This is a genomic window from Pseudomonas sp. MF6394, assembly GCF_002018845.1.
GTDB lineage: Bacteria > Pseudomonadota > Gammaproteobacteria > Pseudomonadales > Pseudomonadaceae > Aquipseudomonas > Aquipseudomonas lactis.
Genome location: NZ_MVOJ01000035.1, coordinates 34,341 through 60,618 on the forward strand (window position 1 = coordinate 34,341; position 26,278 = coordinate 60,618).

Sequence of the window (26,278 nt, forward strand, 5' to 3'; positions counted from 1 at the left end):
GCAACTCCTTTTCAACGGCGCCGGAATCCGCCCGGCGCCTCATTCAATCTAGCGGTTTTCTTCAGGGGTGACGGCAACCGGTTCGGCGGCGGCCTCGGCTGCACCGTCCACACGGTGCAAGGCGACCTGGCGGATCGACAGGCGAATATCCGCCGGCAGCACACGTTTGGCCGCGCCTTCGGCCAGTTCGCCGAGCAGGTCGTGATAACCCAGCTTGCCGGCTTCATCGCGGCGCAGCACATCTTGCTCCAGCAACGTCTGAATAAAATGTCGGAAAAGACTCTTGTCGAAGAACTCCGGAGCGTTGAGGCCGTGCAGGATCGACAGGCGCTGGGCCATGATCGTGCACAGGTCTTCCAGCTCCTCGGCGCTGATGCTGTTCTGGCCGCTGTTGAGCAGCAACGAGATCGCCATGTAGAAGCGTTGCAGGGTCTGGGCGATGCTCTTGGACAGCAACGTCAGCAGCACAAAGTGCCGCGAACTCGGCGCCGGGCGCAGGTACACGGCGTTTTCGAAGCGCAGCAGGCCTTGTTCGACGAAGGCGTCCAGCCACTGGTCGACCACGCTGTCCAGGTCTTCCAGCGACCAACGGATAAACAGCTCCGATTGCAGGTACGGGTAGAGCGCGTGGGTGTAGCGCAGGATCTGTTCGCGGGTCATGCGCGAACTGCTCTGGAAGAAGCTCGCCAGCAAGGCCGGCAGGGCGAAGATGTGCAGCACATTGTTGCGGTAGTAGGTCATCAGGACGGCATTCTGCTCATCCAGATAAACGATTTTGCCCAGGGCGTCGCTCTGCTCCGACAACAGGTTCATGTCCTTGACGTGCTTGATCAGCGCCAGGCCATCGCCCTCCGGCAAAGTGGTATGGGGCGAGTAGGGCACACGACGCAACAGCGCCAGGTACAGGTCCAGCTGGCGGGCCATGGCCTGTTCATCCAGGGCCAGGCGGGTGGTGGACAGCAGTGCCAGCGCCACCAGGTTCACCGGGTTCACCGCAGCGGCTTCGTTCAAATGACGCGCCACCTGTTCGCCGAGGCGATTGGTGGTTTCGTTGAGCCAAGCCGGTTTGTAGTTCGGCCCCAGTTCCTGGGCGCGCCAGTCCGGTTGTTCGGCGTCGAGGAATTCTGCCAGCTTGATCGGCTCGCCGAAGTTGACTGCCACTTGGCCGAAGCGCTGCTTGAGCGCGCCGACCACTTTGAAAATATCGAAGATCGACTCTTTCTTCTTGCTCGCGCCACGCAGTTCGCCCAGGTAAGTGCGGCCTTCGAGCACGCGCTCATAGCCGATATACACCGGCACGAACACGATGGGCATGCGCGAGGAACGCAGGAAGCTGCGCAAGGTGATCGCCAGCATGCCGGTTTTCGGTTGCAGCATGCGCCCGGTGCGCGAGCGCCCGCCTTCGACGAAGTACTCCACCGGGAAACCCTTGGTAAACAGGGTGTGCAGGTATTCGTTGAACACCGAGGTGTACAACGGGTTGCCCTTGAAGGTACGGCGCATGAAAAACGCACCACCACGGCGCAGCAGGCTGCCGATCACAGGCATGTTGAGGTTGATGCCGGCGGCGATGTGCGGCGGGGTCAGGCCGTTCTTGAACAGCAGGTAGGACAACAGCAGGTAGTCGATATGGCTGCGGTGGCAAGGCACGTAGATCACCTCGTAGCCCTGGGCCACCTTTTGCACGCCTTCGATGTTATTGACCTTGATGCCGTCGTAGATCTTGTTCCAGAACCAGCTCAATACCACTTCCAGGAAGCGGATCGCGGTGTAGGTGTAGTCCGAGGCAATCTCGTTGCCATAGCGCAGGGCCAGGGCCTTGGCTTTTTCCGGGGCGATCTTTTCGCGTTCGGCTTCATCCGCAATGGCCTGGCGTACCAGCGGCATATTGACCAGGCCCTTGACCAGATTACGCCGGTGGGACAGGTCGGGGCCGATCACGGCTGTCTTAAGGTTACGAAAGTGCACACGCAGGATGCGCTGGGCCATGCGTACGGTGCGTTCGTGGCCTTTATTGTGCTCGATCAATTCACGCAGGTTGATAGGCGCGGAGAATTGCACGCGGGTCTTGCGCCCCAGGATCAGGATGCTCAACAACCGGCGTAGACGCCCGGTGACTGCCCAGCTGTCGGCGAATAACAGCTTCCACGGGCTGGACTCGCTTTCGGGGGATTGGCCCCAGAACACGCTGACCGGAATGATTTGTGCATTCTCTTCGGCGTGTTCGGTGAGGGTGTTGACCAGGCGCGTCAAGGTGGGCGGCGCGCCACGCTTGTCTTGGCGCCCGAGCCAATCCGGATCCGGTGTGAGATAGAAGAACGCCGCGGGCTCCATCAACGGCCCTACCGACACCGGCAGCACCGGGCGCGGCAGGCCGGCCTTGGTGCACTCGGCATCGACCACCGCCAACTCGGTGAGGGAAGGTGATTGCAGGACGTAGAAAACCGGCCGGCTGCGGTCCAGGTTAAGGGTGAGGGACGACTGGTTGATCGTCTCCGAGCGAACCCAGAGGTACAACAGTCGGCGCAAGGTGCCAAACACCAGACGGCGGAACGGGGAGCGGGTCATAGGCGAACTGCTTCAAGTGGAAAAAACCGAGCAGGCGCTCGGGCGGGTAGTGTGCCGTATTCGCCGAAAATCGGCAAAAAAGCAGCGATGTAAAGTTGAGTTGATGGTTTTTGAGCCTGTCTTATACTCGGCAGTTCAATGCGAGCGACTCAACAATAAAAAAACCAGTGGGAGTGAACAGATGACAACGCGTGAAACCGGCAATGTGAAATGGTTCAACGATGCAAAGGGCTACGGCTTTATCCAGCGTGAAGATGGCAAGGATGTGTTTGTGCACTACCGCGCCATTCGCGGTGAAGGCCACCGCTCGTTGGCCGAAGGCCAGCAGGTGGAATACGCCGTGGTGACCGGCGAGAAGGGCTTGCAGGCTGAGGATGTGGTGGGCCTGTAACCCCTTTGTTTTGCTAACCCAATCAACTGTGGGAGCTGGCTTGCCTGCGATGCAGACACCTTGGTCTATCAGTCAGACCACAGTGATGCTATCGCAGGCAAGCCAGCTCCCACATTGAGTGGGTTAGCGATCCGCTGTCAGGTAGTTTTCCAAGTGATCTCTTCTTCACCATCTGCGCTGATGCGGATCCAGCGATCAGCGCTTTCTTCACCCTCTTCCTCAACCCAGGTGCCCGGTGCGCAGCGCACTTCGACATTCAGCGCGGCAAACGCGGCGCGGGCGCAGGCGATGTCGTCGTCCCACGGGGTCTGGTCGCTTTCCAGGAACAGGCTGTTCCATTTGCCCACCGCCTTGGGCAGCCAGGTAACCGGCACGTTGCCGGCCTTGCACTTGTAGGTCTGGCCTTTCTGGACCCAGTCGGTGCACGAGCCCAGGGCGGCGCCCAGCCAGGCGGCGATGGCCTTGTGATCGACGTCGGCGTCCTTCAGGTAAATTTCAATATCAGGTTGGCGCATGGATGTTCCTCGTTGCGGGATTCGAAAATCCATTCGCGGATGGGTGAAAGTCGGTCATTGAAGCACGAAATAATCGTAGCGCATCGACACCGTGACCTGCAGCGGCTCAGCCGCCTCAATCACCTCGTGGCGGCGCTCGGCACTGGCCCGCCAGCCGTGGGGCGTCATCGCCAGCAGGTTGGCGCGATCCTTGGGCTCGGCCAGGCTCAGGGTGAATGCCAGGGTCTCAGTGTGCGCCAGGCTCATGCCATCCGGCACCAGGGCCAGGTGTTTGTCGTCGGTGTACTCGCGCACTTCGTCGTACAGGCGCTCGCGCAGTTCCATCAAGTGGCCGCTGGTGGGGCCGACTTTCATCAAGCCGCCGCCGGGGCTGAGCAGGCGCTTGGCTTCCTGCCAGTCCAGCGGGCTGAACACACTGGCGAGGAACTGGCAGCTGGCGTCGGCCAATGGCACCCGGGCCATGCTGGCGATCAACCAGGTCAGCGCCGGGTTGCGTTTGCATGCGCGCTTGACCGCTTCCTTGGAGATATCCAGCGCATAGCCATCGGCATCGGGCAGGGCCTGGGCGATTTGCGCGGTGTAGTAACCCTCGCCACAGCCAATGTCCACCCAGCGCTGTGGTGCGCGCTCGGCGGCCAGTTCGGCCAGGCGCTTGGCCACTGGCGCATAGTGCCCGGCGTTGAGGAAGTCGCGACGCGCCTCGACCATAGCCAGGTTGTCGCCCGGGTCGCGGCTGTTCTTGTGCTGCACCGGCAACAGGTTCAGGTAACCCTGGCGTGCGCGGTCGAAGCGGTGCCCGGTCGGGCACGCCACGCCATTGTCCACGGTATTGAGCGGCGCGCTGCAAATGGGGCAGGCAAGCATCAGGCGAGCAACTTGATCAGGGTCTGGTAGTAGATTTCGGTCAGCACATCGAGGTCGCTGGCCAGGATGCGTTCGTTGACCTGATGGATCGTCGCGTTGACCGGGCCCAGTTCGACCACCTGGGTGCCCAGCGTCGCAATGAACCGCCCATCGGAGGTGCCGCCGCTGGTGGACGCCTTGGTCTCGCGCCCGGTGATCGCCAGAATGCTGGCCGACACCGCATCCAGCAGAGCGCCTGGCTCGGTGAGGAACGGCAGGCCCGACAGCGCCCATTCCACATGCCAGTCCAGGCCATGCTTGTCGAGAATGGCCGCGACCCGTTGTTGCAGGCCCTCGACGGTGGACTCGGTGGAAAAACGGAAGTTGAACACCGCCGTCAGGTCGCCGGGGATCACGTTGGTGGCGCCGGTACCGGAGTTGAGGTTGGAAATCTGAAAGCTGGTCGGCGGGAAGAAGGTGTTGCCGTCATCCCAATGTTCGGCGGCAAGTTCGGCCAGGGCCGGTGCGGCCAGGTGGATCGGGTTCTTCGCCAGGTGCGGGTAAGCCACGTGGCCCTGTACACCGCGCACGGTCAAGGTGGCGCCGAGGGAGCCACGGCGGCCGTTCTTGACCACGTCGCCCACCAGGCTGGTGCTCGACGGTTCGCCGACGATGCACCAGTCCAGGCGCTCCTTGCGTGCGGCCAGGCGTTCGATCACGGCCTTGGTGCCATGGTGCGCCGGGCCTTCTTCGTCGCTGGTGATCAGGAAGGCGACCGAACCCTTGTGGTCTGGGTAGTCGCTGACGAAACGTTCCGCCGCCACCAGCATCGCCGCCAGGCTGCCTTTCATGTCCGCCGCGCCACGGCCACAGAGCATGCCGTTGTCATCGATCAACGCGTCGAACGGGTCGTTCTGCCAGGCCTGTACCGGACCGGTCGGCACCACGTCGGTATGACCGGCAAAGCACAGCACCGGGCCTTCGTGCTTGCCGTGGGTGGCCCAGAAGTTATCCACGTCTTCAATGCGCATCGGTTCAAGCGCAAAACCGGCATCGCCCAGGCGCTGCATCATCAGCTTCTGGCAATCGGCATCGATCGGCGTGACCGATGGGCGACGGATCAGGTCGATGGCCAGTTGAAGGGTCGGCGAAAGGTCGGCATGGGCCGTCATGGGGGAACTCCGGAAAGCGTGTGGTGGGCGCAGGGCGAATGTTGAACACAGAACTTGAAACGTCACAGATCCAATGTGGGAGCGGGCTTGCTCGCGAATGCGGTGGGCCAGTCACAGTACCTTTGACTGGCCCACCGCATTCGCGAGCAAGCCCGCTCCCACAAGGGGTAATCAGTGCCTGCCTGGATCTCACAAACGGCCGTTATCTTATAGCAAAACGGCGGCCAAGGGCCGCCGTTTAGTGCATTGCGTGACTTTTTACGCCGCCGGTGCGGCCTCGGGCGCCGCCGAAGGTTTGGGCAGCGACGACAAGAACGCCATGATCAGCGCCGCCACATACGGCAGCGACTGCACCAGCAACATCACCACCCAGAAGCGAATGTCATTGCTCGGCAGGCCTTGCACCAGGTAAATCCCCAGCGCCGCACCCCACAGCAGCAGCATGATGAACATCTCTTCGCGGGCTTCGGAAATCGCCACCCAGAAGCCGTGGTTATCCGCGTTTTTCGGTGTACGAAAGAACGGAATACTGCTGGTGAAGAAGCCGTACAACACCGCCTTGGCGATGGTGTGGGACAACGCCAACCCGGCCAGCGCCGCGCAGAACGCATCTTTCAAGTTCACGCCTACCGCACGACGGTAGAGGAAGATGATTTTGCCGACTTTGAACACAAACAACGCCAACGGCGGGATCGCGAAAATCAGCAACGGTGGGTCGACTCGGGTCGGCACGATAATCATCGCTGCGGACCACAACAGGGCGCCGACGGTAAAGAAGATGTTCATGCCATCGGCCACCCACGGCAACCAGCCGGCGAGGAAGTGGTAGCGCTGGCCACGGGTCAACTCGGTGTCTTTGCCACGTATCAGGCTGGCGGTGTGGCGCTTGATGATCTGGATCGCGCCATAGGCCCAACGGAAACGCTGTTTCTTGAAGTCGATAAAGGTATCCGGCATCAAACCCTTGCCGTAGCTGTCGTGGTAGTACGCCGCCGACAAGCCTTTTTCGAACACGCGCAGGCCCAGCTCGGCGTCTTCACAGATGCACCAGTCGGCCCAGCCCAGCTCTTCAAGCACCGAGCGGCGGGTCATGGTCATGGTGCCGTGCTGGATGATCGCGTCGCGGTCGTTACGGGTGACCATGCCGATATGGAAGAAGCCTTTGTATTCGGCGTAGCAGAGCTTCTTGAAGGTGCTTTCGTTCTGGTCGCGGTAATCCTGGGGCGACTGCACCACGGCGATTTTCGGGTCGGCGAAGTGCGGCACCATGTGCTTGAGCCAGTTGGGCGACACGCAGTAGTCCGAGTCGATCACCGCGATCACTTCGGCATCTTTGGCGGTGTGCGGGATCAAGTAGTTCAGCGCACCGCCCTTGAAACCGGCCAGGGGCGCAACGTGGAAGAACTTGAAGCGCGGGCCGAGGGTTTCGCAGTAGTCGCGCACCGGCTCCCACACCGCCGGGTCCTTGGTGTTGTTGTCGATGATCAGGACTTCGTAGTCCGGATAATCGAGGGCGGCCAGGGCGTCGAGGGTCTGTTTGACCATTTCCGGTGGCTCGTTGTAGCACGGCACATGGATCGACACTTTTGGACGGTAGTCCGAGTCGCCTTCCACGGGCAGGAATTCACGTCGGCGCTTGTGGGTCCACACCGCTTCTGCCAGTTCGTGGGCTTCGGTCAGCAACACGATAAACACACCCAGGGCGCCGAGCGCGAGCAACACGCCAACGGTCACGCTGAACCAAGTGCTGTATTGCTGGCTGTAGTCATAGCCGATCCACACCAGCACCGACCCGCACAGAAACGCAATAAAGGTCAGGAAGGTGCGGCCGCGCTGGCGCAGGGCCGAGCCATCGATCATCAACAGGGTCAGGGATAGCAGTGCAAGCACCACCGAACCGATGGCCAGTACCCGCCATTGCGGAATCGCCACCACCGGGCCGTCAAAGTTGAATTTCTGCTGGCGCGCGGCGTTGAACACGCCCCAATACGCACCTGCCGACCCTTCGTCGCTGACCTTCCACGGCTGGTCAAATGCCTCGATCACAAAGTAGTTGTAACCCTGGCGGTTGAGCTTGTTCACCAGTGTACGCAGGTAAATGGCCTGGTCTGCCGGCGACGATTCATTGCCACCGCGCATACGGCCGTTGCTCGGCCAGCCCACTTCCGACAGCAGCAGGGGCTTTTTCGGGAAGGCTTTCTTCAAATCCTTGGCGCGGTCGAGGACGTACTGGCCGGCCTTGTCCATCGGGATGTATTCCCAGAACGGCAGGATGTGCGCGGCGATCAGGTCGACGTGCTTGGCCAGTTGCGGGTTCTTTTCCCAGATGTGCCATTGCTCGGAGGTGGTCACCGGGACTTTCACGGCGGCGCGCACGCGGTCGAGCAGCACGATCAGGGCTTCGGGGGTGATTTCTTCACGGAACAACGCTTCGTTGCCCACCACTACGCGTACGACACTGCGCGAGGTGTTGGCGATCTCGATAGCGCGCTGGATCTCCCGCTCGTTACGTTCCTGGTCCGGGCTGATCCAGATCCCCAGGGTCACGCGCAGGCCGAACTCTTCGGCCAGCTTGGGAATATCCCCCAGGGGGCCGTCCACCGAGTAGGTACGGATGTTGTCCGTCAGCTTGCTCATGATCGCAAGGTCCTGACGCATCTGTTCGTCGGTAGGGTACTGGTCTTTCTGCGGATACTGGCCCTGCTGGAACGGCGAGTAGGAAAAACCGGAGATCTGATCGGGCCAGTTGGGAGCGGTGACCGGGCGGTTGATCAGCGCCCAGAAACCGGTGAACAGCGCGGCAATTGCCAGCACCACCACCAGGTTGAGTCCAAATTTACGCGATGCCATGGTTATGTCGGGTTCCAAAGGGTGCGGAACGAAAGAGGTGTCGGCCTACGCCGAACGGCGCGCATCCTACACCGGCCCTTCCCTGAGCGTACAGCAGACAGAGAAAAGCCGGACGTTAGTCTGCGAAAGTCCGCTTAAGTTCTTTACTTGTAGCTGCAAGCGTCGAACTTGTCGCGGCGTAGCCCTATAATGCGCGCCGGTTTTTGGGGTAATGATGATGAGTACAGAAGATCCGCGGTTTGCAGGCGTCGCCCGCTTGTACGGCCTTGAGGGCCTGGAGCGCTTGAAAGCGGCCCATGTGGCGATTGTCGGCGTCGGCGGCGTAGGTTCCTGGGCGGCGGAAGCGATTGCCCGTTGTGGGGTGGGCGAGATTTCGCTGTTTGACTTGGACGATGTCTGCGTCAGCAACAGCAACCGCCAGTTGCATGCCCTGGACAGCACCGTGGGCAAGCCCAAGGTCGAAGTGATGGCCGAGCGCCTGCGCGGTATCAACCCTGAGTGCACCGTGCATGCGGTGGCAGACTTCGTCACCCGCGACACCATGGCCGAGTACATCACCCCGACTATCGACTGCGTGATCGACTGCATCGACGCGGTCAACGCCAAGGCGGCGCTGATTGCCTGGTGCAAGCGCCGCAAGATCCAGATCATCACCACTGGCGGCGCCGGCGGGCAGATTGATCCCACGCTGATCCAGGTGTGCGACCTGAACCGCACCTTCAATGACCCGCTGGCCTCGAAAGTGCGCTCTACCTTGCGCCGCGATTATGGCTTCTCGCGTACCGTGACCCGTCATTACAGCGTGCCGTGCGTGTTTTCCACCGAGCAGCTGCGCTATCCCAAGCCTGATGGCAGCATCTGTTTGCAGAAGAGCTTTGTCGGCGATGGTGTGAAGCTGGACTGCGCGGGAGGGTTTGGCGCGGTGATGATGGTCACGGCCACGTTCGGCATGGTGGCGGCGACCAAGGCTGTGGACAAGATTGTGGCGGGAGTGCGCCGTCCCTCTGAGCGCATCAAACCCACCTAGATCTCACCACCCGACAGAGATCCAAACTGTGGGAGCTTGCTCCCGTGACGGCCTGACAGCCGACGCTGATCTCACTGACGCACCTCGATCCAAATGTGGGAGCTGGCTTGCCTGCGATGAAGCCCTGCCAGCCGACGGCAATCTACCTGACACCCCACGATCCAACTGTGGGAGCGGGCTTGCTCGCGAAGGCGGCCTGACAATCAACACAGTTGGACGGGGTACATATCCGTTATTTAGGTAACGGCCACTTAGGGTTCCGCTCTGACAGCGGCTCACTTTTGAAAAGAGCCCAAAAGTAAGCAAAAGGCTCTTGCCCCACCACTCGGCACCTCGCTTAGGCTCGGTGTGCCCGTAATCCGCCAGTGATTTGGGGGGCCGCCGCCACGCGCCATCCATGGCGCGGGGCGGCTAAACCGGCATCCCTGCCGGTTTACCCCCCAAATCCCTGTCGAATTCCGGCCAGCGTGGTTTGACGGGGCGCTTGAGATCACAAGCAGATCAAGATCAAGAGCGGCTCGCTTCGCATCGTGGTTACCGTCGGTTATGTATGGCCATCGCAGGTAAGCCAGCTTCCACATTAATTTCTATGTACGCGTCAGGTCTCGCATGCGTTGCAGTACGGCATTCAAACCATTACTGCGCGACGGCGATAGCTGGCGCGACAAGCCCAGTTGATTGAACCAGTCAGGCAGGTCAACTGCTTGCAATTCATCAGCCGACAACCCATTGACCCGCGCCAGCAGCAACGCCACCAACCCCCGAATCATCCGCGCCTCACTGCTCGCAGCAAACTGCCAATGGCCGTCCTGCAAACGCCCCACCAGCCACACTAGGCTTTCGCAACCGTGCACCAGGTTGGCGTCGACCTTTTCGTCATCAGCCAGGGCGGGCAAGCGTTCACCCCAGTGCATCAGCATCCGCGCGCGCTGTTCCCAACTGCCTACGGCCTGGAACGCTTCCAGTGCGGCGTGTGCCTCCAGCGGCAAGCTCATCGCAGCATGTCCAGCGCCTGGTCCAGCGCTTCAAAAAAGCGCTCCAGGTCGTCGGAATCGTTGTAGAGCGCCAGGGACACCCGGATTGCGCCTGACAGATTCATCGCCTTCAACAGCGGCATTGCGCAGTGATGACCGGCACGCACGGCAATGCCTTGCTCGGTCAGCAGGTGGGCGAGGTCGGCGTTGTGCACGCCCTCCACCACAAAACTCACCAGCGCCACTTGTGGCGAGCCCAGCACGCGCACGCCATTGCGTGCCTTGAGCCCACGCAGCAGGTAGTCATGCAGGGCGGCTTCGTGGGCGAGCACCGCCGAAGCATCCAGCGAACTCAGGTAATCCAGGCTCGCGCCCAGGCCTATCACGCTGGCAATCGGTGGAGTGCCGGCCTCGAAACCCAGCGGCGCGGGGCGAAAGCTGGCGCTGTGGTAGTCGGCCTGTTGCACCATCTCACCGCCGAACTGCCAGTGACGCAGATGATGCAGGGCCTCATTACGGCCATACAGCACACCGACGCCGTCCGGGCCGTAGAGTTTGTGGCTGGAAAACACGTAGAAGTCGCAGCCCAGGGCCTGCATGTCATGGCGGCCATGGACGATACCTTGGGCGCCGTCCACCACCGTGAGGGCGCCGTGTGCCTGGGCCAGCTTCAGCAAGGCTTGCAGCGGCTGCCAGGCGCCGAGCACGTTGGACAACTGGCTCACCGCCAGCAGGCGCGTGCGTGGGCCAATCAAGCTGGCGGCGGCGTCCAGGTCGATCACGCCGTCATCGTCCAGAGGCAAGACCACCAGCGTGAGCGCGCGCCGTTTGGCCAATTGCTGCCAGGGCAGCAAGTTGGCGTGGTGTTCCAGGGCGCTGAGGGCAATCTCATCGCCCGCATTGAATAAGTGCTCCAGGCCATAGGCCAGGAGGTTCAGCGCAGAGGTTGCGCCGTGGGTAAACACGACCTGCCCGCTGTCACCTGCGTTCAACCACTGCGCGACCTTGCTGCGGCTGTCTTCAAAGGCCTGGGTCGCATGGGCCCCGGGCAAATGCTGGGCACGGTGCACATTCGCTGCGCCATTGGCGTAGTAATGACTGATGGCATCCAGCAGGGCTTGGGGTTTTTGCGTGGTGGCGGCGCTGTCCAGATAGGTCTGGTCTTGCCGTTGCAGGGTGGCGATGGCCGGGAAGTCGGCGCGCCAGGGGGAGGGCACAAGCATGGTGATCAAGACTCGTATAAGCGAGCCGCCCCGAAGGTGCGGCCCGCTAGTGGCATCGAGTGGCTGCTTAGTTGTGAGCGTGCAGCGCTTCGTTCAGTTCGATGGCCGATTTGTGGGTTTTGCACTCCACGGCACCGGTTACCGAGTTACGACGGAACAGCAGGTCTGGCTGGCCAGCCAACTCGCGCGCCTTGACCACCTTGACCACTTGGTTCTGCTCGTCCAGCAGGGCCACCTTGGTGCCGGCGGTAATGTACAGGCCCGACTCCACGGTGTTGCGGTCGCCCAATGGGATACCGGTACCGGCGTTGGCGCCGATCAGGCAGTCTTCACCCACCTTGATCACGATATTGCCGCCGCCCGACAGGGTGCCCATGGTGGAGCAGCCGCCGCCCAGGTCCGAGCCCTTGCCGACGAATACGCCCGCCGATACGCGGCCTTCGATCATGCCCGGGCCTTCGGTGCCGGCGTTGAAGTTGACGAAACCTTCGTGCATCACGGTGGTGCCTTCGCCCACGTACGCGCCCAGGCGGATACGTGCCGCGTCAGCGATACGCACGCCGGCCGGTACGACGTAGTCGGTCATTTTCGGGAACTTGTCCACCGAGAACACTTCCAGCAGGTCGCCACGCAGGCGCGCTTCCAGTTGGCGCTCGGCCAGCTCGTTGATGTCGATGGCGCCCTGGCTGGTCCAGGCCACGTTCGGCAACTGCGGGAACACACCGGCCAGGCTCAGGCCGTGAGGCTTGACCAGGCGATGGGACAGCAGGTGCAGCTTGAGGTAGGCCTCAGGCGTGGACGTCAGTGCGGCGTCTTCGGCCAGCAGGGTCGCGACCAGCGGCGTGTGGCTTTCTGCCAGGCGGCTGAGCAGGGCGGCCTGGGCGGCATCGACGCCTTTGAGTGCGTCGGCCAGTTGCAGGGCCTGGCTCACGGTGAAGGTGATCGCCTGGTTGCCTTCGGTGTACCCGAGGATCGGTGCGATGGCGGCAACGATTTCAGCCGATGGGTTGAGCAAGGGTTGTGCGTAAAACACTTCCAGCCAAGCACCTTGGCGGTTCTGAGTGCCGACGCCGAAGCCCAGGCTGAACAGGGAATTGGACATGCTGTTACCTCTACAAAAATGGAAGGCTGGCCTACTTGAGGGCCGCCGAATAACTATCTGGCTTGAAGCCAATCAGGGTTCTGTCACCGAGATCGAGCACCGGGCGCTTGATCATCGAGGGTTGTGCGAGCATCAATTCAATGGCTTTCGACTGATCGAGATCGGCTTTGCGTTCGTCTTCGAGTTTGCGAAAGGTGGTGCCCGCACGGTTCAAAACCACCTGCCAACCGTGCTCGTTGCACCATTGGGTCAAGTGTTCGCGGTCGATACCGGCCGTTTTGTAGTCATGGAACTCATAGCTCACCCCGTGCTCATCGAGCCAGGTGCGCGCCTTTTTCATGGTGTCGCAGGCTTTAATGCCGAAAAGGTGCAAGGTTTTGCTTGAAGCAGTCAAGGAATTGCCCCCCTTTGGACGCATGAAAAATGAAAGATCGCGGATTATGCCACGACCGGCGGGTTTCGGCGCCGCTCGTCAACAGCGTGCGACTTTTGTGCAAAAGCCGGTGCGCGGCCTAGGCGAGTAACATAGCCAGGTAATATGGCACTTCAACGGCCAGTTGTTGCCTGATGTGTCGTTGCGAGTCGATTGTTCGGGAAACCCGCGTTATGCAAACCGCCTACACCGTTCTTATCCTGCTGATGCTGGTCAGCTTTTCGCGCCTGGTCGGGCGCATCATCCCACTGCCGTTGCCCCTGGTGCAGATCGCCGCCGGCGCCTTGCTGGCGTGGCCCACGTTGGGGCTGCATGTGGCGCTGGACCCGGAGCTGTTCCTGTTTCTGTTCCTGCCGCCCCTGCTGTTTTCCGATGGTTGGCGCATGCCCAAGCGCGAGTTGTGGCGCCTGCGTGGCCCGATCCTGACGTTGGCGGTGGGGCTGGTGCTGTTTACCGTGGTGGGCGCCGGCTATTTCATTCATTGGTTATTGCCAACCATCCCGTTGCCGGTGGCCTTCGCCCTGGCGGCGGTTTTATCCCCGACGGACGCCGTGGCGGTGTCGGCCATTTCCCAGAACCGTTTGCCCAAGCCGCTGATGCACATGCTCCAGGGTGAGGCCTTGATGAATGACGCGTCTGGCCTGGTGACATTCAAGTTCGCCCTGGCCGCGGCGTTGACCGGGGTCTTTTCCCTGGCAGATGCCAGCCTGACGTTTGTACTGGTGGCGGTGGGCGGGCTGGCGATCGGCGTGGCGTTGAGCTGGCTGGTCGGCCGCCTGCGCGCCTGGATGATCGCGCGCGGCTGGGATGACCCGGCCACTCATGTGGTGTTCATGTTGTTGCTGCCTTTTGCTGCGTACGTACTGGCTGAGCGCCTGGGCGCGTCCGGCATTCTCTCGGCGGTGGCGGCGGGCATGATGCAAAGCTGGCTCGACCTGCTGCCGCGCCAGACCAGCACACGCCTGCTCAACCGCAGCGTGTGGTCGTTGCTGGAGTTTGCCTTCAACGGCTTGATCTTCCTGCTGCTGGGCCTGCAACTGCCAGACATCATCAAGGCCGTGGTCAGCCATGAAGCCACGTTGTGGCCCACCTTGATGTATCGCTGCCTGGATGTGGTGGCGATCTTCCTGGTGCTGGTGGTATTGCGCTTTATCTGGGTGCAGAGCATCTGGCGGCTGTCGGGGTTGCTGCGCCGTCTGCGAGGCAAAAGCGCATTGACCCTGGTGCCGACGGCCCGCTCCTGCTGGTTGTTGACCGTCGGCGGTGTGCGCGGTGCGGTGACTCTGGCGGGCGTCATGTCGGTGCCCTTGCTGCTGGCGCCGGGCCAGGATTTTCCCGAGCGTGACCTGCTGATCTTTATCGCTGCCGGGGTGATCCTGCTGTCGCTGGTCGCGGCCTGCATCGCGCTGCCGTTACTGCTGCGTGGCGTTGAAAAAGGCCCGGATGAAAAACGCCACAACGAAGTGCGCGAGGCCTGGAAAAAGACCGCCGTAGCGGCGATCCATGCGTTGGAGGCCCAGGAGCCCGCCGAAGCCGAAACCCCGGACGCCGCTCAAGCGGCACTGGCCACCGAGCTCAAGGCGCGGCTGATGGCGGAGTATCGTCACCAGTTGGACGTATTCAATGATTCGGCCGAAGCCCAGGCGCTGGCGCTGCAAATGGATCAATTGGAGCGCAAATTGCGGCTCAAGGCCCTGCGTGCGCAGCGGTTGGAGTTGTACAGCTTGAGCCGTCATCACCAGATTGGTGACGACGTGTTGAGGGAGGTGTTGGCGGAGCTGGATATGAGCGAGGCGAATTTGGGTCACATGAAGTGACCCATAAGCCCTTAACGACGACGCTGGATGAAGTCGCGAATCCGTTCAGCCGCTTCCACACATTCCGCCAACGGCGCCACCAACGCCAGGCGCACACGCCCCGCGCCAGGGTTGAAGCCGTCCACTTCCCGCGACAGGTAAGAGCCCGGCACCACTGTCACGTGCTCCTCCACGAACAAATCCCGGCAGAAGGCAGCGTCGTCGCCTTGCACATTCGGCCACAGGTAAAAGCCGCCATCCGGGCTTTGCACGTCCAGCACCGGCTTGAGGATCGCCAGCACGGCGTCGAACTTTTCACGGTACAGGTCACGGTTGGCCAGTACGTGGGCCTCGTCCTGCCAGGCGGCGATGCTGGCCAGTTGGGTTTGCACGGGCATCGCGCAGCCGTGGTAGGTGCGGTACAGCAAAAAGGCCTTGAGGATCTCGGCATCGCCAGCCACAAAGCCTGAGCGCAGCCCTGGCAGGTTGGAGCGCTTGGACAGGCTGTGGAATACCACGCAACGCTTGAAGTCTTCGCGGCCCAGCTCGACGCAGGCGCTGAGCAGGCCTGGCGGCGGGGTTTGCTCGTCGAAGTACAGCTCGCTGTAGCACTCGTCGGCGGCGATGACGAAATCGTATTGGTCGGCCAGGGCGATGAGTTTTTTCAGGGTGTCAACCGGGATCAGCGCGCCAGTCGGGTTGCCGGGGGAGCACAGGAACAGGATTTGGCAACGTTTCCAGATATCCGGGGAGACAGCATCGAAGTCCGGGTTGAAGCCATTGCTGTCCAGGCATGGCAGGTAATGCGGCTTGGCCCCGGCCAGGAACGCGGCGCCTTCGTAGATCTGATAGAACGGGTTGGGGCTCACTACCAGCGCGTCGTCGCCACGGTTGACCACGGTCTGGGTGAAGGCAAACAGCGCCTCGCGCGTACCGTTGACCGGCAGGATGTTGCGCGCCGGGTCCAGCCAGCCCTTGGGAACATTGAAGCGACGCTCGCACCAGGCGCCGATGGCTTCGCGCAGTGCCGGGATACCCAACGTGGTGGGGTACACCGCCATTTGATCGAGGTTATTGCTCAAGGCCTCGGCAACGAAGGCCGGTGAGGTGTGCTTGGGTTCGCCGATGGACAGGGCGATCGGGCGCTTGTCCGGGTTCGGCGTCACGCTGCCCAGCAGGGCGCGGAGTTTCTCGAAGGGGTAGGGCTGCAACTGGTTAAGGGCGTTGTTCATATAAGCCTCTATCACGGTGAGCATGGCCTCTGTGGGAGCTGGCTTGCCTGCGATGGCATCACTGCGGTTAACCTGACGGACCGAGGTGTCTGCATCGCAGGCAAGCCAGCTCCCACAGGGCTCCTGTTCACAAAGTTAAGAATTCAAATGGTCAGTCGGGTCAGCTCAACACCGGGTTCCTGGCTCACGCTCAATTGCTCCACGATCGCCGCTTGTAAACGCAGGCACAGCTCTGGGTCGGACAGTGGCTGGTTGTCGGCGTCGGTGATAAAGAACACGTCTTCCACGCGCTCGCCCAGGGTCGCAATTTTGGCGTTCTGCAACGACAGGTCGAACTCCAGGAAAATCCCGCCGATGCGTGCCAGCAGGCCCGGGCGATCCGGTGCGCTGAGCTCCAGCACCGTTACCGGTCGCTGGGCGTCGTTGGAAATGGTCACCTGGGGCGCAAAGGCAAAATGCTTGAGCTGGCGCGGTACCCGGCGCTGGATGATGGTGGGGTAGTCGTCGGGGTTGCGTAGGGCTTCGGTGAGGCCCTCGCGGATCTTTTTCACCCGCGCCGGGTTGTCGCCAATCGAGTCGCCGTCGGTGTCGAGCACGATGTAGGTGTCGAGGGTGAACTGGCTGCTGGAGGTGATGACCCTGGCGTCATGGATGTTCAGGTTGAGCTGGTCCATGGCCGCCACGGTCACGGCGAAGAAGTCGTGCTGGTCGGGCGCGTAGATGAAGATCTGCGTGCCGCCTTCGAATTCGCGCTGGGTGGTTTCCTTGATCAAGACCAGTGGGCCGCCATCGGCGGGCTGCTGCAGGATCGCGTCACTGTGCCAGGCCACGTCGCCGGCGGTGTGGCGCAGGAAATAATCGTCACCCAGTTGCGACCAGAGTTGCTCGACGTCGTCCGGGTCATTACCGCCGCGCACCAGGATATCCAGGGCTGCGCTTTGGGTGCGGCGGATCTGCTCTTCGCGGTCCACCGGGTTCTCCAGGCCACGGCGCAGGGCGCGCTTGGTCTCGGTGTACAGCTGGCGCAACAGGCTGGCGCGCCAGGAATTCCACAGCGTGGGATTAGTGGCGTTGATGTCGGAGACGGTCAGCACGTACAGGTAATCCAGGCGGGTTTCATCGCCAACGATGCCGGCAAAGTCGTGGATCACCTGCGGGTCGGACAAGTCTTTGCGCTGGGCCGTTGTCGACATCACCAGGTGGTTCTGCACCAGCCAGACAATCAGGCGGCTGTCCCACAACGGCAACTGGTGGCGCTGGCAGAAGGCTTCGGCATCGACCGCGCCGATCTCAGAGTGGTCGCCATGCCGGCCCTTGCCGATGTCGTGGTACAGGCCGGCCAGGTAAATCAGCTCGGGCTTGGGCAGCTTGGCCATCAGCTTACTGGCCAGCGGGAATTTCTCTGACACCTGGGTGTACTGCAACTTACGCAGATGCTTGATCAGGTTCAGGGTGTGGGCATCGACGGTGTAGATGTGGAACAGGTCGTGCTGCATCTGCCCGACGATAAAACCGAACTCTGGCAGGTAGCGCCCGAGAATGCCGTAACGGTTCATGCGCCGCAGGTTGCGGTGGATGCCGATGCGGCACTTGAACAGCTCGATAAACAGGCTGGTATTGCGGATATCGTTGCGAAAGTCGTCGTCGATCAGGTGACGGTTTTCCCGCAGCAGGCGGATGGTATCGGCGCGCACGCCTTTGATCTCAGGCTGCTGGGCCATCAATACGAAGATTTCCAGCATGGCGAACGGCGTGCGGCGGAACACGTTGTCGTTGCGCGCTTCGATATAGCCGTCGTGCAGTTGGAAGCGCGCATTGATCGGCTGCGGCGGCGCTTCGTCTTCAGGGGCCAGGATCACTTCTTCGAAGTGCTGGATGATCAGGTCGCTGAGCTGGGCAATGCTCATGACCACCCGGTAGTACTGCTGCATGAAGCTTTCGATGCTGGTCTTCGCATCTTCGCCCTCAAAGCCCAGCAGGGTGGCGATAGAGCGCTGGTGATCGAACAGCAACCGGTCTTCGGAGCGCCCGGCCAGCATGTGCAGGGCGTAGCGCACCTTCCACAAAAATTCCTGGGACGAGGCCAGCAGGGTGTTTTCACTCTCCACCAGGAAACCTTCGCCGGCCAGGGCACGCAGGTTCAGCGTGCCGTATTGACGGCGCGCCACCCACAAAATCGTCTGGATATCCCGCAGCCCGCCCGGTGAGCCTTTGACGTTGGGTTCCAGGTTGTATTCGGTGTCGTTGTACTTGTGGTGCCGGGCTTTTTGCTCGGCGCGCTTGGCCAGGAAGAACTCCTTGCTCGGCCACATGTGTGCGGTGCTGGTGACTTCGAGCATGCGCTGGCGCAGGCGCTCGGGGCCACAGATGGTGCGGCTTTCCATCAGGTTGGTGACCACCGTGAGGTCGGCACGGGCCTCTTCGGCGCATTCGTCCACCGAGCGTACGCTCTGGCCGACTTCCAGGCCGATGTCCCACAGCAACGTCAGAAAGCGCTCGATGGAATCACGAAAGGTCTCATGATCGGCCTGGTCCAGCAGGATCAGCAGGTCGATGTCGGAGTAGGGGTGCAGTTCGCCGCGACCGTAGCCGCCGACCGCCACCAAGGCGATATCGGCGTCGAAACTCCAGTTGAACTGCTCCCAGGCCTTTTGCAGGATGTTATCGACGAACCAGGCGCGGTCTTCGATCAAGCGGCGAATATCCCGGCCGCTGCGAAAGCGCGCATCCAGAACCTCGCGGGCTTGGCGGATAGCCTTCTTGAAGGCCGCAATAGGGCTTGCCTTCAATGCCAGCTCGGCCTGGAACTGGCCACGGTCGAAGAGTTCGGGATCCACCTGGGGCATCGATCGGCTTTCCTTTCTATCTATCAGTCAGTCACAACACGCGGTGGGAAAACCTGGGCAACCTTCAGGCCGAAACGCGTGGGATGGTGTCGTCGGCGCGCAGGGTGAAGATCTCGTAGCCGGTGTCGGTGACCAGCAGGGTGTGTTCCCACTGGGCCGAGAGCTTGCGGTCCTTGGTGATCGCAGTCCAGCCGTCGCCCAGCACCTTGGTGTCGGCCTTGCCCTGATTGATCATCGGTTCGATGGTGAAGGTCATGCCGGCCTTGAGTTCCATGCCGGTGCCGGCGCGGCCGTAGTGCAGAATCTGCGGCTCTTCGTGGAACACTTTGCCGATACCGTGGCCGCAGAATTCGCGCACCACCGAGAAACCGTTCTTTTCCGCGTGCTTCTGGATCACTTCACCGATGTCGCCCAGGCGGCAGCCTGGCTTGACGATCTCGATGGCCTTGTACATGCATTCCTGGGTGACCTGGGACAGGCGCTCGGCCCACACCGGTACATTGCCGACGTGGAACATGCGGCTGGTGTCGCCGTGGTAGCCATCCTTGATCACCGTGACGTCGATGTTCAGGGTGTCGCCGTCCTTCAATGGCTTGTCACCGGGAATGCCGTGGCACACCACATGGTTGATCGAGGTGCAGATCGACTTGGGGAAGCCTTTGTAATTCAGCGGGGCAGGGATGGCTTTTTGCACGTCGACTATATAGTCGTGGCAAATGCGGTCCAGCGCTTCGGTGGTGATGCCGGGCTTGACGTGTTCGGCGATCATTTCCAGCACGTCGGCAGCCAGTTTGCCGGCAACGCGCATGCCTGCGATGTCTTCGGCGGTTTTCAAGGTAACGGTCATACAGGCTCTCTCTAGCGCGACGCGCTGAAATCAATACGGTTCACGGGGGCGCGACAAAGGGTTACAGCATTCGCGCAAGTCCCAAAAAACGCGATTCTAACAGACGATGCTGGCAAATCATGCGCATGTGGTGATCGCTTCTCTCTATGAGGTAGAGGCATGTTGGCTGTATTCAAGGGCTTACGCAAAGACGACGACCGGCAAGTGTGATTGCGGGTTTCGTTTTTGCCGACGCTGTGGTATAAAATGCGCCGCTTTCCGGGGATACCCCGCAAAGCTTAAATCCACACACGTGTCGACACGATGACCTGGGTGCCGGAGGCCTTGATGCCGCTGGTTGGTCATTGGGATACGTGGAGGCCAAACCCGACTTATTAAGGAACTATCATGTCCCAAGTCAACATGCGCGATATGCTGAAGGCCGGTGTGCACTTCGGTCACCAGACCCGTTACTGGAACCCGAAAATGGGTAAGTACATTTTCGGCGCGCGTAACAAGATTCACATTATCAACCTTGAAAAAACCCTGCCAATGTTCAACGAAGCGCTGACTTTCGTAGAGCGTCTGGCCCAGGGCAAAAACAAGATCCTGTTCGTTGGCACCAAGCGTTCCGCTGGCAAGATCGTTGCTGAAGAAGCAGCACGTTGCGGTTCGCCGTACGTGGATCACCGCTGGTTGGGCGGCATGCTGACCAACTTCAAAACCATCCGTGCTTCCATCAAGCGTCTGCGTGACCTTGAAGTACAAGCCGAAGACGGTACTTTCGCCAAGCTGACCAAGAAAGAAGCGCTGATGCGCTCCCGTGACCTGGAAAAGCTCGATCGTTCCCTGGGTGGTATCAAGGACATGGGCGGTCTGCCTGACGCACTGTTCGTTATCGACGTTGATCACGAGCGCATCGCGATCACCGAAGCCAACAAGCTGGGCATCCCGGTTATCGGCGTAGTCGATACCAACAGCAGCCCGGAAGGCGTTGACTACATCATCCCAGGCAACGATGACGCAATCCGCGCTATCCAGCTGTACATGGGTTCGATGGCTGACGCTGTAATCCGTGGTCGCAACCACGTTGCTGGTGGTACCGAGCAGTTCGTTGAAGAAGCTCCGGTAGCTGCCGCTGAGTAATTGACGCCCTGGCGTTGACTCAGTAAGCAAAAAGGGGGCTTGGCCCCCTTTTTGCCACCTCGAAAACCATTTGTCGGCAGCGCAGCTACATCATTTGTAACGTGCAGCGGCCTACAACGGAGATTCGGGAAGAATTGATCGCCCGTTTGATCGGGTGGAATGGTTGAAAACCTATCCAAGAGGATTTTGAAATGGCAGAGATTACTGCAGCGTTGGTTAAAGAACTGCGTGAGCGTACCGGCGAAGGCATGATGGATTGCAAAAAGGCCTTGACCAAGGCCGGCGGCGACATCGAAAAAGCCATTGATGACATGCGTGCTTCCGGCGCCATCAAGGCTGCCAAGAAAGCAGGCAACGTGGCTGCTGAAGGCGCTATCGCTCTGAAAGAAGACGGCAAATCCGCCGTTCTGCTGGAAGTGAACTCCCAGACCGACTTCCTGGCTCTGCAGGACGACTTCAAGGCATTCGTTGCTGCCAGCGTTGAAAAAGCGTTCGCCGAGAAAATGACTGACGCCGCTCCGCTGATCGAAGCTCAAGAAGCTGATCGCCTGGTACTGGTCGGCAAGGTTGGCGAAAACGTCAACATCCGTCGCCTGGTTCGCGTTGAAGGTGATGTGGTTGGTGGTTACCTGCACGGCAACAAGATCGGTGTTGCAGTTGTTCTCAAAGGCGGCGACGTTGAGCTGGCTAAAGACATCGCAATGCACGTTGCTGCAAGCAACCCTGAGTTCCTGCTGCCTTCGGAAGTGTCTGCCGACGCAATCGAACGTGAAAAAGCTGTGTTCCTGAGCCTCAACGCCGACAAGATCGCCGGCAAGCCAGAGAACATCGTTGAAAACATGATCAAGGGCCGCATCAGCAAGTTCCTGGCTGAAGCAAGCCTGGTTGAGCAGGCGTTCGTCAAGAACCCTGAAATCAAGGTTGGCGAACTGGCCAAGAAAGCCGGTGCTGAAATCGTTTCCTTCACTTACTTCAAAGTAGGCGAAGGCATCGAGAAGCCGGTCGACAACTTCGCTGAAGAAGTTGCTGCCCAGCTGGCTGCCGCCAAGCAATAAGACAGTTCCAAACTGTCGCCGAAAGAGGCTGCCCGCTCACGCGCGCAGCCTCTTTTCAAATGGGAAGGCCAATTTTATTTGGTTTCCTCTCGGAACTGGCTTACAAAGCCGTGTTCCGATGGCGCTGTGACAGCGTCCAGCTAGAGTGAACGCAAGCCGTAAACGGCTCGCCAAGAATTTTTTAAAAAATACGCCGCAGGAGAGATTCGCAATGGCTCAGCAGGGCAGTGGTTATCAGGCTCGCTATAAACGCATTCTACTCAAGCTCAGCGGCGAGGCCCTGATGGGCTCGGAAGAGTTCGGGATCGACCCCAAGGTGCTTGACCGCATGGCGCTGGAAGTCGGCCAATTGGTCGGTATCGGCGTGCAGGTCGGCCTGGTGATTGGTGGTGGCAACCTGTTCCGCGGTGCGGCACTGAGTGCTGCCGGTATGGACCGGGTTACCGGCGACCACATGGGCATGCTGGCCACTGTGATGAACGCCCTGGCCATGCGCGACGCCCTGGAGCGCGCCAACATCTCGGCCATCGTGATGTCGGCTATTTCCATGGTTGGCGTGACCGATCACTATGATCGCCGCAAAGCCATGCGCCACCTCAACTCCAAGGAAGTGGTGATCTTTGCCGCTGGCACCGGTAACCCGTTCTTCACCACCGACTCGGCCGCATGCCTGCGTGCTATCGAAATCGATGCCGACGTGGTGTTGAAGGCGACCAAGGTGGATGGCGTATACACTGCAGACCCATTCAAAGACCCGCATGCCGAGAAGTTCGATCATCTGACCTACGATGAAGTACTGGATCGCAAGCTGGGTGTCATGGACCTGACCGCTATCTGCCTGTGCCGCGACCACAAGATGCCGCTGCGCGTATTTAACATGAACAAGCCCGGCGCCCTGCTGAATATCGTACACGGCGGCGCAGAAGGGACTCTGATCGAGGAAGGCCAACAATGATCAACGAAATCAAGAAAGACGCTCAAGAGCGTATGCAGAAATCCCTGGAATCCCTGGCCCATGCATTTGGCCAGATTCGCACAGGCAAGGCGCACCCCAGCATCCTGGGTAGCGTGATGGTCCCGTATTACGGCACAGATACCTCCATCACCCAAGTGGCTAACATCACCGTAAAAGACTCTCGCACTCTGCAAGTCGTGGCCTTCGAGCGCAACATGCTCGCTGCCGTCGACAAGGCGATCCAGAGCGCTGGCCTGAACCTCAACCCGACCAACCTGGGCGAGTTGCTGCTGATCTCCATGCCTGCCCTGACCGAAGAAACCCGCAAGGGCTTCACCAAGCAGGCGCGCAGTGCCGCTGAAGATGCCCGTGTTGCCGTGCGTAACATCCGTCGTGATGCTTTGAGCGAGCTGAAAAAGCTGGTCAAGGACAAGGAAATCAGTGAGGACGAAGAGCGTCGTGCTGCGGCCGACATCCAGAAACTGACCGACAAGTTTGAGGCTGAAATCGACACTGCCACTAAGCAAAAAGAAGCGGACCTGATGGCCGTATAAGGGTCAGGACGCCTTCATGGAAAAGACCAAGCAGACTGTGCCCTCCGTGGTGCCGCGCCATGTCGCGATCATCATGGATGGGAATAATCGCTGGGCGAAAAAACGCTTTATGCCGGGTGTTGCCGGGCATAAAGCGGGTGTTGACGCGGTAAGGGCGGTGATTGAGGTGTGCGCCGAGGCCAAGGTCGAAGTGCTGACCTTGTTCGCGTTCTCCAGTGAGAACTGGCAGCGGCCCGCCGATGAGGTCAGTGCCTTGATGGACCTGTTCTTCAAGGCTCTGCGTCGTGAGGCCAAGCGCCTCAACGACAACAACATCAGTCTGCGCATCATCGGTGATCGCTCGCGGTTCCATCCGGAACTGCAAACGGCCATGCGCGAAGCCGAGGCCATCACTGCCGGCAGCAACCGTTTCGTGCTGCAGATCGCAGCCAACTACGGCGGCCAGTGGGATATCGCCCAGGCTGCACAGCGGCTGGCCCGCGAAGTGCAGGCCGGCCATCTGCGCCCGGATGACATCACGCCCGAACTGTTGCAAACCTGCCTGGTGACCGGCGACCTGCCGTTGCCGGACTTGTGCATTCGTACCGGTGGCGAGCATCGCATCAGCAACTTCCTGCTGTGGCAGCTGGCTTACACCGAGCTGTACTTCTCCGACCTGTTCTGGCCGGACTTCAAACACGATGCCATGCGTAATGCGCTGGCCGATTTCGCTTCCCGTCAGCGTCGCTTCGGTAAAACGAGCGAGCAGATCGAAGCTGGAGCCCGGGTTTAAATGCTTAAACAACGAATCATCACGGCGCTGATCCTGCTGCCGATTGCCTTGTGCGGTTTTTTCCTGCTCGACGGTTCCGGCTTTGCGCTGTTCATCGGCCTGGTCGTGACTCTTGGTGCCTGGGAATGGGCGCGCCTGGCGGGCTTCGTCAACCAAGTGCCGCGCGTGGCCTACGCCGCCGTGGTCGCGCTGTTGTTGTTCTTCATGTACATCCTGCCGGATATCGCGCCTTGGGTACTGGGTGCGGCAGTGTTGTGGTGGGCGTTGGCGACTTTCCTGGTGCTCACCTATCCGCGCACCAGTGGCCAATGGTCCAGCGTGGCCTGCAAGCTGGTGATTGGCCTGGCAATCCTGTTGCCGGCCTGGCAAGGGCTGGTGGAGATCAAGCGTTACCCGCTGGGCAACGAATTGATCCTGGCGGTGATGGTGTTGGTGTGGGGTGCTGATATTGGCGCCTACTTCTCGGGCCGAGCCTTTGGCAAGCGCAAGCTGGCCCCGGCCGTCAGCCCAGGCAAGAGCTGGGAAGGCGTATACGGCGGTCTGGCCTTGACGCTGCTGATCACGCTGGTGGTCGGTGTGGTGCGTGACTGGTCGGTAAAGGAAGTGCTTCTGGCCTTACTGGGCACGGCTATCGTCGTGTTCATCTCGGTGGTGGGTGACCTTACCGAGAGCATGTTCAAGCGCCAGGCTGGCATCAAGGACAGCAGTAACCTGCTGCCAGGTCATGGCGGTGTGCTTGACCGTATCGACAGCCTTACCGCTGCGCTACCGATCTTTGCCGTGCTGTTGTGGATGATCGCTTCGTGAGCCGCCTGCAGCAGGTTACGGTGCTGGGCGCAACCGGTTCGGTCGGGCTCAGTGCCCTGGACGTCATTGCGCGTCACCCCGATCGCTATCAGGTTTTCGCCCTGACTGGCTTCACGCGTTTGCGCGAGTTGCTGGCCTTGTGCGTGCGTCACTCGCCGCGCTTTGCCGTGGTGCCAGAGGCGGCTGCGGCTCGCGGTCTGCAGGACGATCTGCGGGCTGCCGGGCTGGCCACTCAGGTACTGGTCGGCGAGGCAGGATTGTGCCAAGTCTCGGCCGATGCGGACGTGGATACCGTGGTGGCGGCGATTGTGGGCGCAGCAGGTTTGCGCCCGACCTTGGCGGCGGTTGATGCTGGCAAGAAAATCCTGCTGGCCAATAAAGAAGCCTTGGTCATGTCCGGCGCACTCTTTATGCAAGCGGTGCGCAAGAGCGGCGCGGTGTTGCTGCCTCTGGACAGCGAGCACAACGCCATCTTCCAGTGCATGCCCGGTGATTTTGCCCGCGGCTTGAGCCAGGTCGGCGTGCGCCGGATTCTACTGACGGCATCTGGCGGACCCTTCCGCCAGACTCCGTCGGCCGAGCTGGAGCATGTGTCGCCCGATCAGGCGTGCGCACACCCGAACTGGTCCATGGGGCGCAAAATCTCGGTGGATTCGGCGAGCATGATGAACAAGGGCCTGGAGTTGATCGAGGCCTGCTGGTTGTTCGATGCGCGGCCTGACCAGGTTGAGGTGGTGATTCACCCACAAAGTGTGATCCATTCCCTGGTCGATTACGTGGATGGTTCGGTGTTGGCGCAGTTGGGTAACCCGGACATGCGTACACCGATTGCCAACGCTCTGGCGTGGCCTGAGCGCATTGATTCCGGTGTGGCGCCATTGGACCTGTTTGCGATTGCGCGTCTGGACTTCGAAGCTCCGGACGAGCAGCGTTTCCCGTGTTTGCGCCTGGCGCGGCAAGCGGCCGAGGCGGGTAACAGTGCCCCGGCGATGCTTAACGCGGCCAATGAAGTGGCGGTGGCGGCGTTTCTTGAACGGCGCATCCGCTTTCCACAGATCGCGAGTATCATCGAGGACGTCCTGGCGCTTGAGCCTGTGGTGGCGGTGAACGATCTGGAGGCGGTGTTCGAGGCTGACACCAAGGCCCGCGCCCTGGCCGGGCAATGGTTGGATCGCAACGCGGGTTAGGCTG

The 26,278-nt window shown here is 60.8% G+C and carries 22 protein-coding genes; 10 read left to right on the forward strand and 12 right to left on the reverse strand.

Annotated elements, in window-relative coordinates; genetic code table 11:
• Nucleotides 1-48: 48 nt before the first annotated feature.
• A complete protein-coding gene (gene plsB, locus MF6394_RS27210) occupies nucleotides 49-2,568 on the reverse strand; it encodes a glycerol-3-phosphate 1-O-acyltransferase PlsB (protein ID WP_044272275.1) in 2,520 nt (839 codons plus the stop codon).
• 181 nt (nucleotides 2,569-2,749) lie between these two features.
• Between plsB and MF6394_RS27215 the strand changes: the two genes are divergently transcribed.
• Nucleotides 2,750-2,959: a cold-shock protein gene (locus tag MF6394_RS27215; protein WP_003189131.1), complete on the forward strand. Its 210-nt coding sequence runs from the start codon at nucleotides 2,750-2,752 to the stop codon at nucleotides 2,957-2,959.
• Nucleotides 2,960-3,096: 137 nt separating this feature from the next.
• On the opposite strand, the gene MF6394_RS27220 is transcribed toward MF6394_RS27215, so the two are convergent.
• From MF6394_RS27220 to MF6394_RS27235, 4 genes are all read right to left on the reverse strand, one after another.
• Nucleotides 3,097-3,474, reverse strand: coding sequence for a hypothetical protein (locus MF6394_RS27220; protein ID WP_078467926.1), 378 nt, complete (start codon nucleotides 3,472-3,474; stop codon nucleotides 3,097-3,099).
• 54 nt (nucleotides 3,475-3,528) lie between these two features.
• The gene (locus tag MF6394_RS27225; protein WP_047712729.1) at nucleotides 3,529-4,338 is read right to left on the reverse strand and encodes a putative RNA methyltransferase; all 810 of its coding nucleotides are present in this window, start codon (nucleotides 4,336-4,338) and stop codon (nucleotides 3,529-3,531) included.
• Entirely contained in the window at nucleotides 4,338-5,489 is a 1,152-nt protein-coding gene (dapE, locus tag MF6394_RS27230) for a succinyl-diaminopimelate desuccinylase (protein ID WP_032893206.1), read from the reverse strand. Before dapE ends, MF6394_RS27225 begins: the two co-directional genes overlap by 1 nt.
• Before the next feature lie 258 nt (nucleotides 5,490-5,747).
• A complete protein-coding gene (locus MF6394_RS27235) occupies nucleotides 5,748-8,339 on the reverse strand; it encodes a glycosyltransferase (protein WP_044272281.1) in 2,592 nt (863 codons plus the stop codon).
• A gap of 217 nt (nucleotides 8,340-8,556) precedes the next feature.
• Here MF6394_RS27235 and tcdA point away from each other — a divergent pair, with 217 nt between their 5' ends.
• Nucleotides 8,557-9,366 carry a tRNA cyclic N6-threonylcarbamoyladenosine(37) synthase TcdA gene (gene tcdA / locus MF6394_RS27240; protein WP_370874601.1) on the forward strand — a complete coding sequence of 270 codons (810 nt, stop codon included), beginning with the start codon at nucleotides 8,557-8,559 and terminating at the stop codon, nucleotides 9,364-9,366.
• 587 nt (nucleotides 9,367-9,953) lie between these two features.
• On the opposite strand, the gene MF6394_RS27250 is transcribed toward tcdA, so the two are convergent.
• From MF6394_RS27250 to MF6394_RS27265, 4 genes are all read right to left on the reverse strand, one after another.
• A complete protein-coding gene (locus tag MF6394_RS27250) occupies nucleotides 9,954-10,361 on the reverse strand; it encodes a SufE family protein (protein ID WP_078467927.1) in 408 nt (135 codons plus the stop codon).
• Nucleotides 10,358-11,563 carry an aminotransferase class V-fold PLP-dependent enzyme gene (locus MF6394_RS27255; RefSeq protein ID WP_078467928.1) on the reverse strand — a complete coding sequence of 402 codons (1,206 nt, stop codon included), beginning with the start codon at nucleotides 11,561-11,563 and terminating at the stop codon, nucleotides 10,358-10,360. Before MF6394_RS27255 ends, MF6394_RS27250 begins: the two co-directional genes overlap by 4 nt.
• A 67-nt stretch (nucleotides 11,564-11,630) precedes the next feature.
• Nucleotides 11,631-12,665 (reverse strand): 2,3,4,5-tetrahydropyridine-2,6-dicarboxylate N-succinyltransferase, encoded by a 1,035-nt coding sequence (gene dapD, locus MF6394_RS27260; RefSeq protein ID WP_078467929.1) that lies wholly within the window; start codon nucleotides 12,663-12,665, stop codon nucleotides 11,631-11,633.
• Nucleotides 12,666-12,696: 31 nt separating this feature from the next.
• A complete protein-coding gene (locus tag MF6394_RS27265; RefSeq protein WP_171905475.1) occupies nucleotides 12,697-13,083 on the reverse strand; it encodes an ArsC family reductase in 387 nt (128 codons plus the stop codon).
• 188 nt (nucleotides 13,084-13,271) lie between these two features.
• Here MF6394_RS27265 and MF6394_RS27270 point away from each other — a divergent pair, with 188 nt between their 5' ends.
• Nucleotides 13,272-14,915 carry a Na+/H+ antiporter gene (locus tag MF6394_RS27270; RefSeq protein ID WP_078467930.1) on the forward strand — a complete coding sequence of 548 codons (1,644 nt, stop codon included), beginning with the start codon at nucleotides 13,272-13,274 and terminating at the stop codon, nucleotides 14,913-14,915.
• A gap of 11 nt (nucleotides 14,916-14,926) precedes the next feature.
• Here MF6394_RS27270 and dapC read toward each other — a convergent pair whose 3' ends face one another.
• The 3 genes from dapC to map all read right to left on the reverse strand — a co-directional run bounded on the left by dapC (nucleotide 14,927) and on the right by map (nucleotide 19,819).
• Nucleotides 14,927-16,126, reverse strand: a complete 1,200-nt coding sequence (dapC, locus tag MF6394_RS27275) for a succinyldiaminopimelate transaminase (RefSeq protein WP_078467931.1) — start codon at nucleotides 16,124-16,126, stop codon at nucleotides 14,927-14,929.
• 143 nt (nucleotides 16,127-16,269) lie between these two features.
• Nucleotides 16,270-18,972 (reverse strand): [protein-PII] uridylyltransferase, encoded by a 2,703-nt coding sequence (locus MF6394_RS27280; RefSeq protein ID WP_034134914.1) that lies wholly within the window; start codon nucleotides 18,970-18,972, stop codon nucleotides 16,270-16,272.
• A gap of 64 nt (nucleotides 18,973-19,036) precedes the next feature.
• Entirely contained in the window at nucleotides 19,037-19,819 is a 783-nt protein-coding gene (gene map, locus MF6394_RS27285; RefSeq protein WP_078467932.1) for a type I methionyl aminopeptidase, read from the reverse strand.
• A 387-nt stretch (nucleotides 19,820-20,206) separates the two neighbouring features.
• On the opposite strand from map, the gene rpsB reads away from it, so the two are divergent.
• The 7 genes from rpsB (at nucleotide 20,207) to ispC (ending at nucleotide 26,274) form a co-directional block, all read left to right on the forward strand.
• Complete coding sequence (rpsB, locus tag MF6394_RS27290; RefSeq protein WP_003189158.1) at nucleotides 20,207-20,944, forward strand: 30S ribosomal protein S2; 738 nt, start codon at nucleotides 20,207-20,209, stop codon at nucleotides 20,942-20,944.
• A 191-nt stretch (nucleotides 20,945-21,135) separates the two neighbouring features.
• Nucleotides 21,136-21,999, forward strand: coding sequence for a translation elongation factor Ts (tsf, locus tag MF6394_RS27295; protein ID WP_003189160.1), 864 nt, complete (start codon nucleotides 21,136-21,138; stop codon nucleotides 21,997-21,999).
• 211 nt (nucleotides 22,000-22,210) lie between these two features.
• Nucleotides 22,211-22,954 (forward strand): UMP kinase, encoded by a 744-nt coding sequence (gene pyrH, locus MF6394_RS27300; RefSeq protein ID WP_003189161.1) that lies wholly within the window; start codon nucleotides 22,211-22,213, stop codon nucleotides 22,952-22,954.
• Entirely contained in the window at nucleotides 22,951-23,508 is a 558-nt protein-coding gene (frr, locus tag MF6394_RS27305; protein ID WP_044272521.1) for a ribosome recycling factor, read from the forward strand. Before pyrH ends, frr begins: the two co-directional genes overlap by 4 nt.
• Before the next feature lie 16 nt (nucleotides 23,509-23,524).
• Nucleotides 23,525-24,280, forward strand: a complete 756-nt coding sequence (gene uppS / locus MF6394_RS27310) for a polyprenyl diphosphate synthase (RefSeq protein WP_003189167.1) — start codon at nucleotides 23,525-23,527, stop codon at nucleotides 24,278-24,280.
• Nucleotides 24,281-25,087 carry a phosphatidate cytidylyltransferase gene (locus MF6394_RS27315; RefSeq protein ID WP_078467933.1) on the forward strand — a complete coding sequence of 269 codons (807 nt, stop codon included), beginning with the start codon at nucleotides 24,281-24,283 and terminating at the stop codon, nucleotides 25,085-25,087.
• Nucleotides 25,084-26,274 (forward strand): 1-deoxy-D-xylulose-5-phosphate reductoisomerase, encoded by a 1,191-nt coding sequence (ispC, locus tag MF6394_RS27320; protein ID WP_078467934.1) that lies wholly within the window; start codon nucleotides 25,084-25,086, stop codon nucleotides 26,272-26,274. Before MF6394_RS27315 ends, ispC begins: the two co-directional genes overlap by 4 nt.
• The last annotated feature ends 4 nt before the right edge of the window (nucleotides 26,275-26,278 follow it).

Excerpts from the sequence above, each read along its gene's own strand:
- dapD (WP_078467929.1), bottom strand. The coding sequence starts at position 12,665 with ATGTCCAATTCCCTGTTCAGCCTGGGCTTCGGCGTCGGCACTCAGAAC.
- tsf (WP_003189160.1), top strand. The coding sequence starts at position 21,136 with ATGGCAGAGATTACTGCAGCGTTGGTTAAAGAACTGCGTGAGCGTACC.
- MF6394_RS27215 (WP_003189131.1), top strand. The coding sequence starts at position 2,750 with ATGACAACGCGTGAAACCGGCAATGTGAAATGGTTCAACGATGCAAAG.
- MF6394_RS27250 (WP_078467927.1), bottom strand. The coding sequence starts at position 10,361 with ATGAGCTTGCCGCTGGAGGCACACGCCGCACTGGAAGCGTTCCAGGCC.
- rpsB (WP_003189158.1), top strand. The coding sequence starts at position 20,207 with ATGTCCCAAGTCAACATGCGCGATATGCTGAAGGCCGGTGTGCACTTC.
- MF6394_RS27265 (WP_171905475.1), bottom strand. The coding sequence starts at position 13,083 with ATGCGTCCAAAGGGGGGCAATTCCTTGACTGCTTCAAGCAAAACCTTG.
- frr (WP_044272521.1), top strand. The coding sequence starts at position 22,951 with ATGATCAACGAAATCAAGAAAGACGCTCAAGAGCGTATGCAGAAATCC.
- MF6394_RS27220 (WP_078467926.1), bottom strand. The coding sequence starts at position 3,474 with ATGCGCCAACCTGATATTGAAATTTACCTGAAGGACGCCGACGTCGAT.
- MF6394_RS27235 (WP_044272281.1), bottom strand. The coding sequence starts at position 8,339 with ATGGCATCGCGTAAATTTGGACTCAACCTGGTGGTGGTGCTGGCAATT.
- MF6394_RS27270 (WP_078467930.1), top strand. The coding sequence starts at position 13,272 with ATGCAAACCGCCTACACCGTTCTTATCCTGCTGATGCTGGTCAGCTTT.
- MF6394_RS27315 (WP_078467933.1), top strand. The coding sequence starts at position 24,281 with ATGCTTAAACAACGAATCATCACGGCGCTGATCCTGCTGCCGATTGCC.
- tcdA (WP_370874601.1), top strand. The coding sequence starts at position 8,557 with ATGAGTACAGAAGATCCGCGGTTTGCAGGCGTCGCCCGCTTGTACGGC.
- MF6394_RS27280 (WP_034134914.1), bottom strand. The coding sequence starts at position 18,972 with ATGCCCCAGGTGGATCCCGAACTCTTCGACCGTGGCCAGTTCCAGGCC.
- map (WP_078467932.1), bottom strand. The coding sequence starts at position 19,819 with ATGACCGTTACCTTGAAAACCGCCGAAGACATCGCAGGCATGCGCGTT.
- dapE (WP_032893206.1), bottom strand. The coding sequence starts at position 5,489 with ATGACGGCCCATGCCGACCTTTCGCCGACCCTTCAACTGGCCATCGAC.
- plsB (WP_044272275.1), bottom strand. The coding sequence starts at position 2,568 with ATGACCCGCTCCCCGTTCCGCCGTCTGGTGTTTGGCACCTTGCGCCGA.
- pyrH (WP_003189161.1), top strand. The coding sequence starts at position 22,211 with ATGGCTCAGCAGGGCAGTGGTTATCAGGCTCGCTATAAACGCATTCTA.
- MF6394_RS27255 (WP_078467928.1), bottom strand. The coding sequence starts at position 11,563 with ATGCTTGTGCCCTCCCCCTGGCGCGCCGACTTCCCGGCCATCGCCACC.
- uppS (WP_003189167.1), top strand. The coding sequence starts at position 23,525 with ATGGAAAAGACCAAGCAGACTGTGCCCTCCGTGGTGCCGCGCCATGTC.
- MF6394_RS27225 (WP_047712729.1), bottom strand. The coding sequence starts at position 4,338 with ATGCTTGCCTGCCCCATTTGCAGCGCGCCGCTCAATACCGTGGACAAT.
- dapC (WP_078467931.1), bottom strand. The coding sequence starts at position 16,126 with ATGAACAACGCCCTTAACCAGTTGCAGCCCTACCCCTTCGAGAAACTC.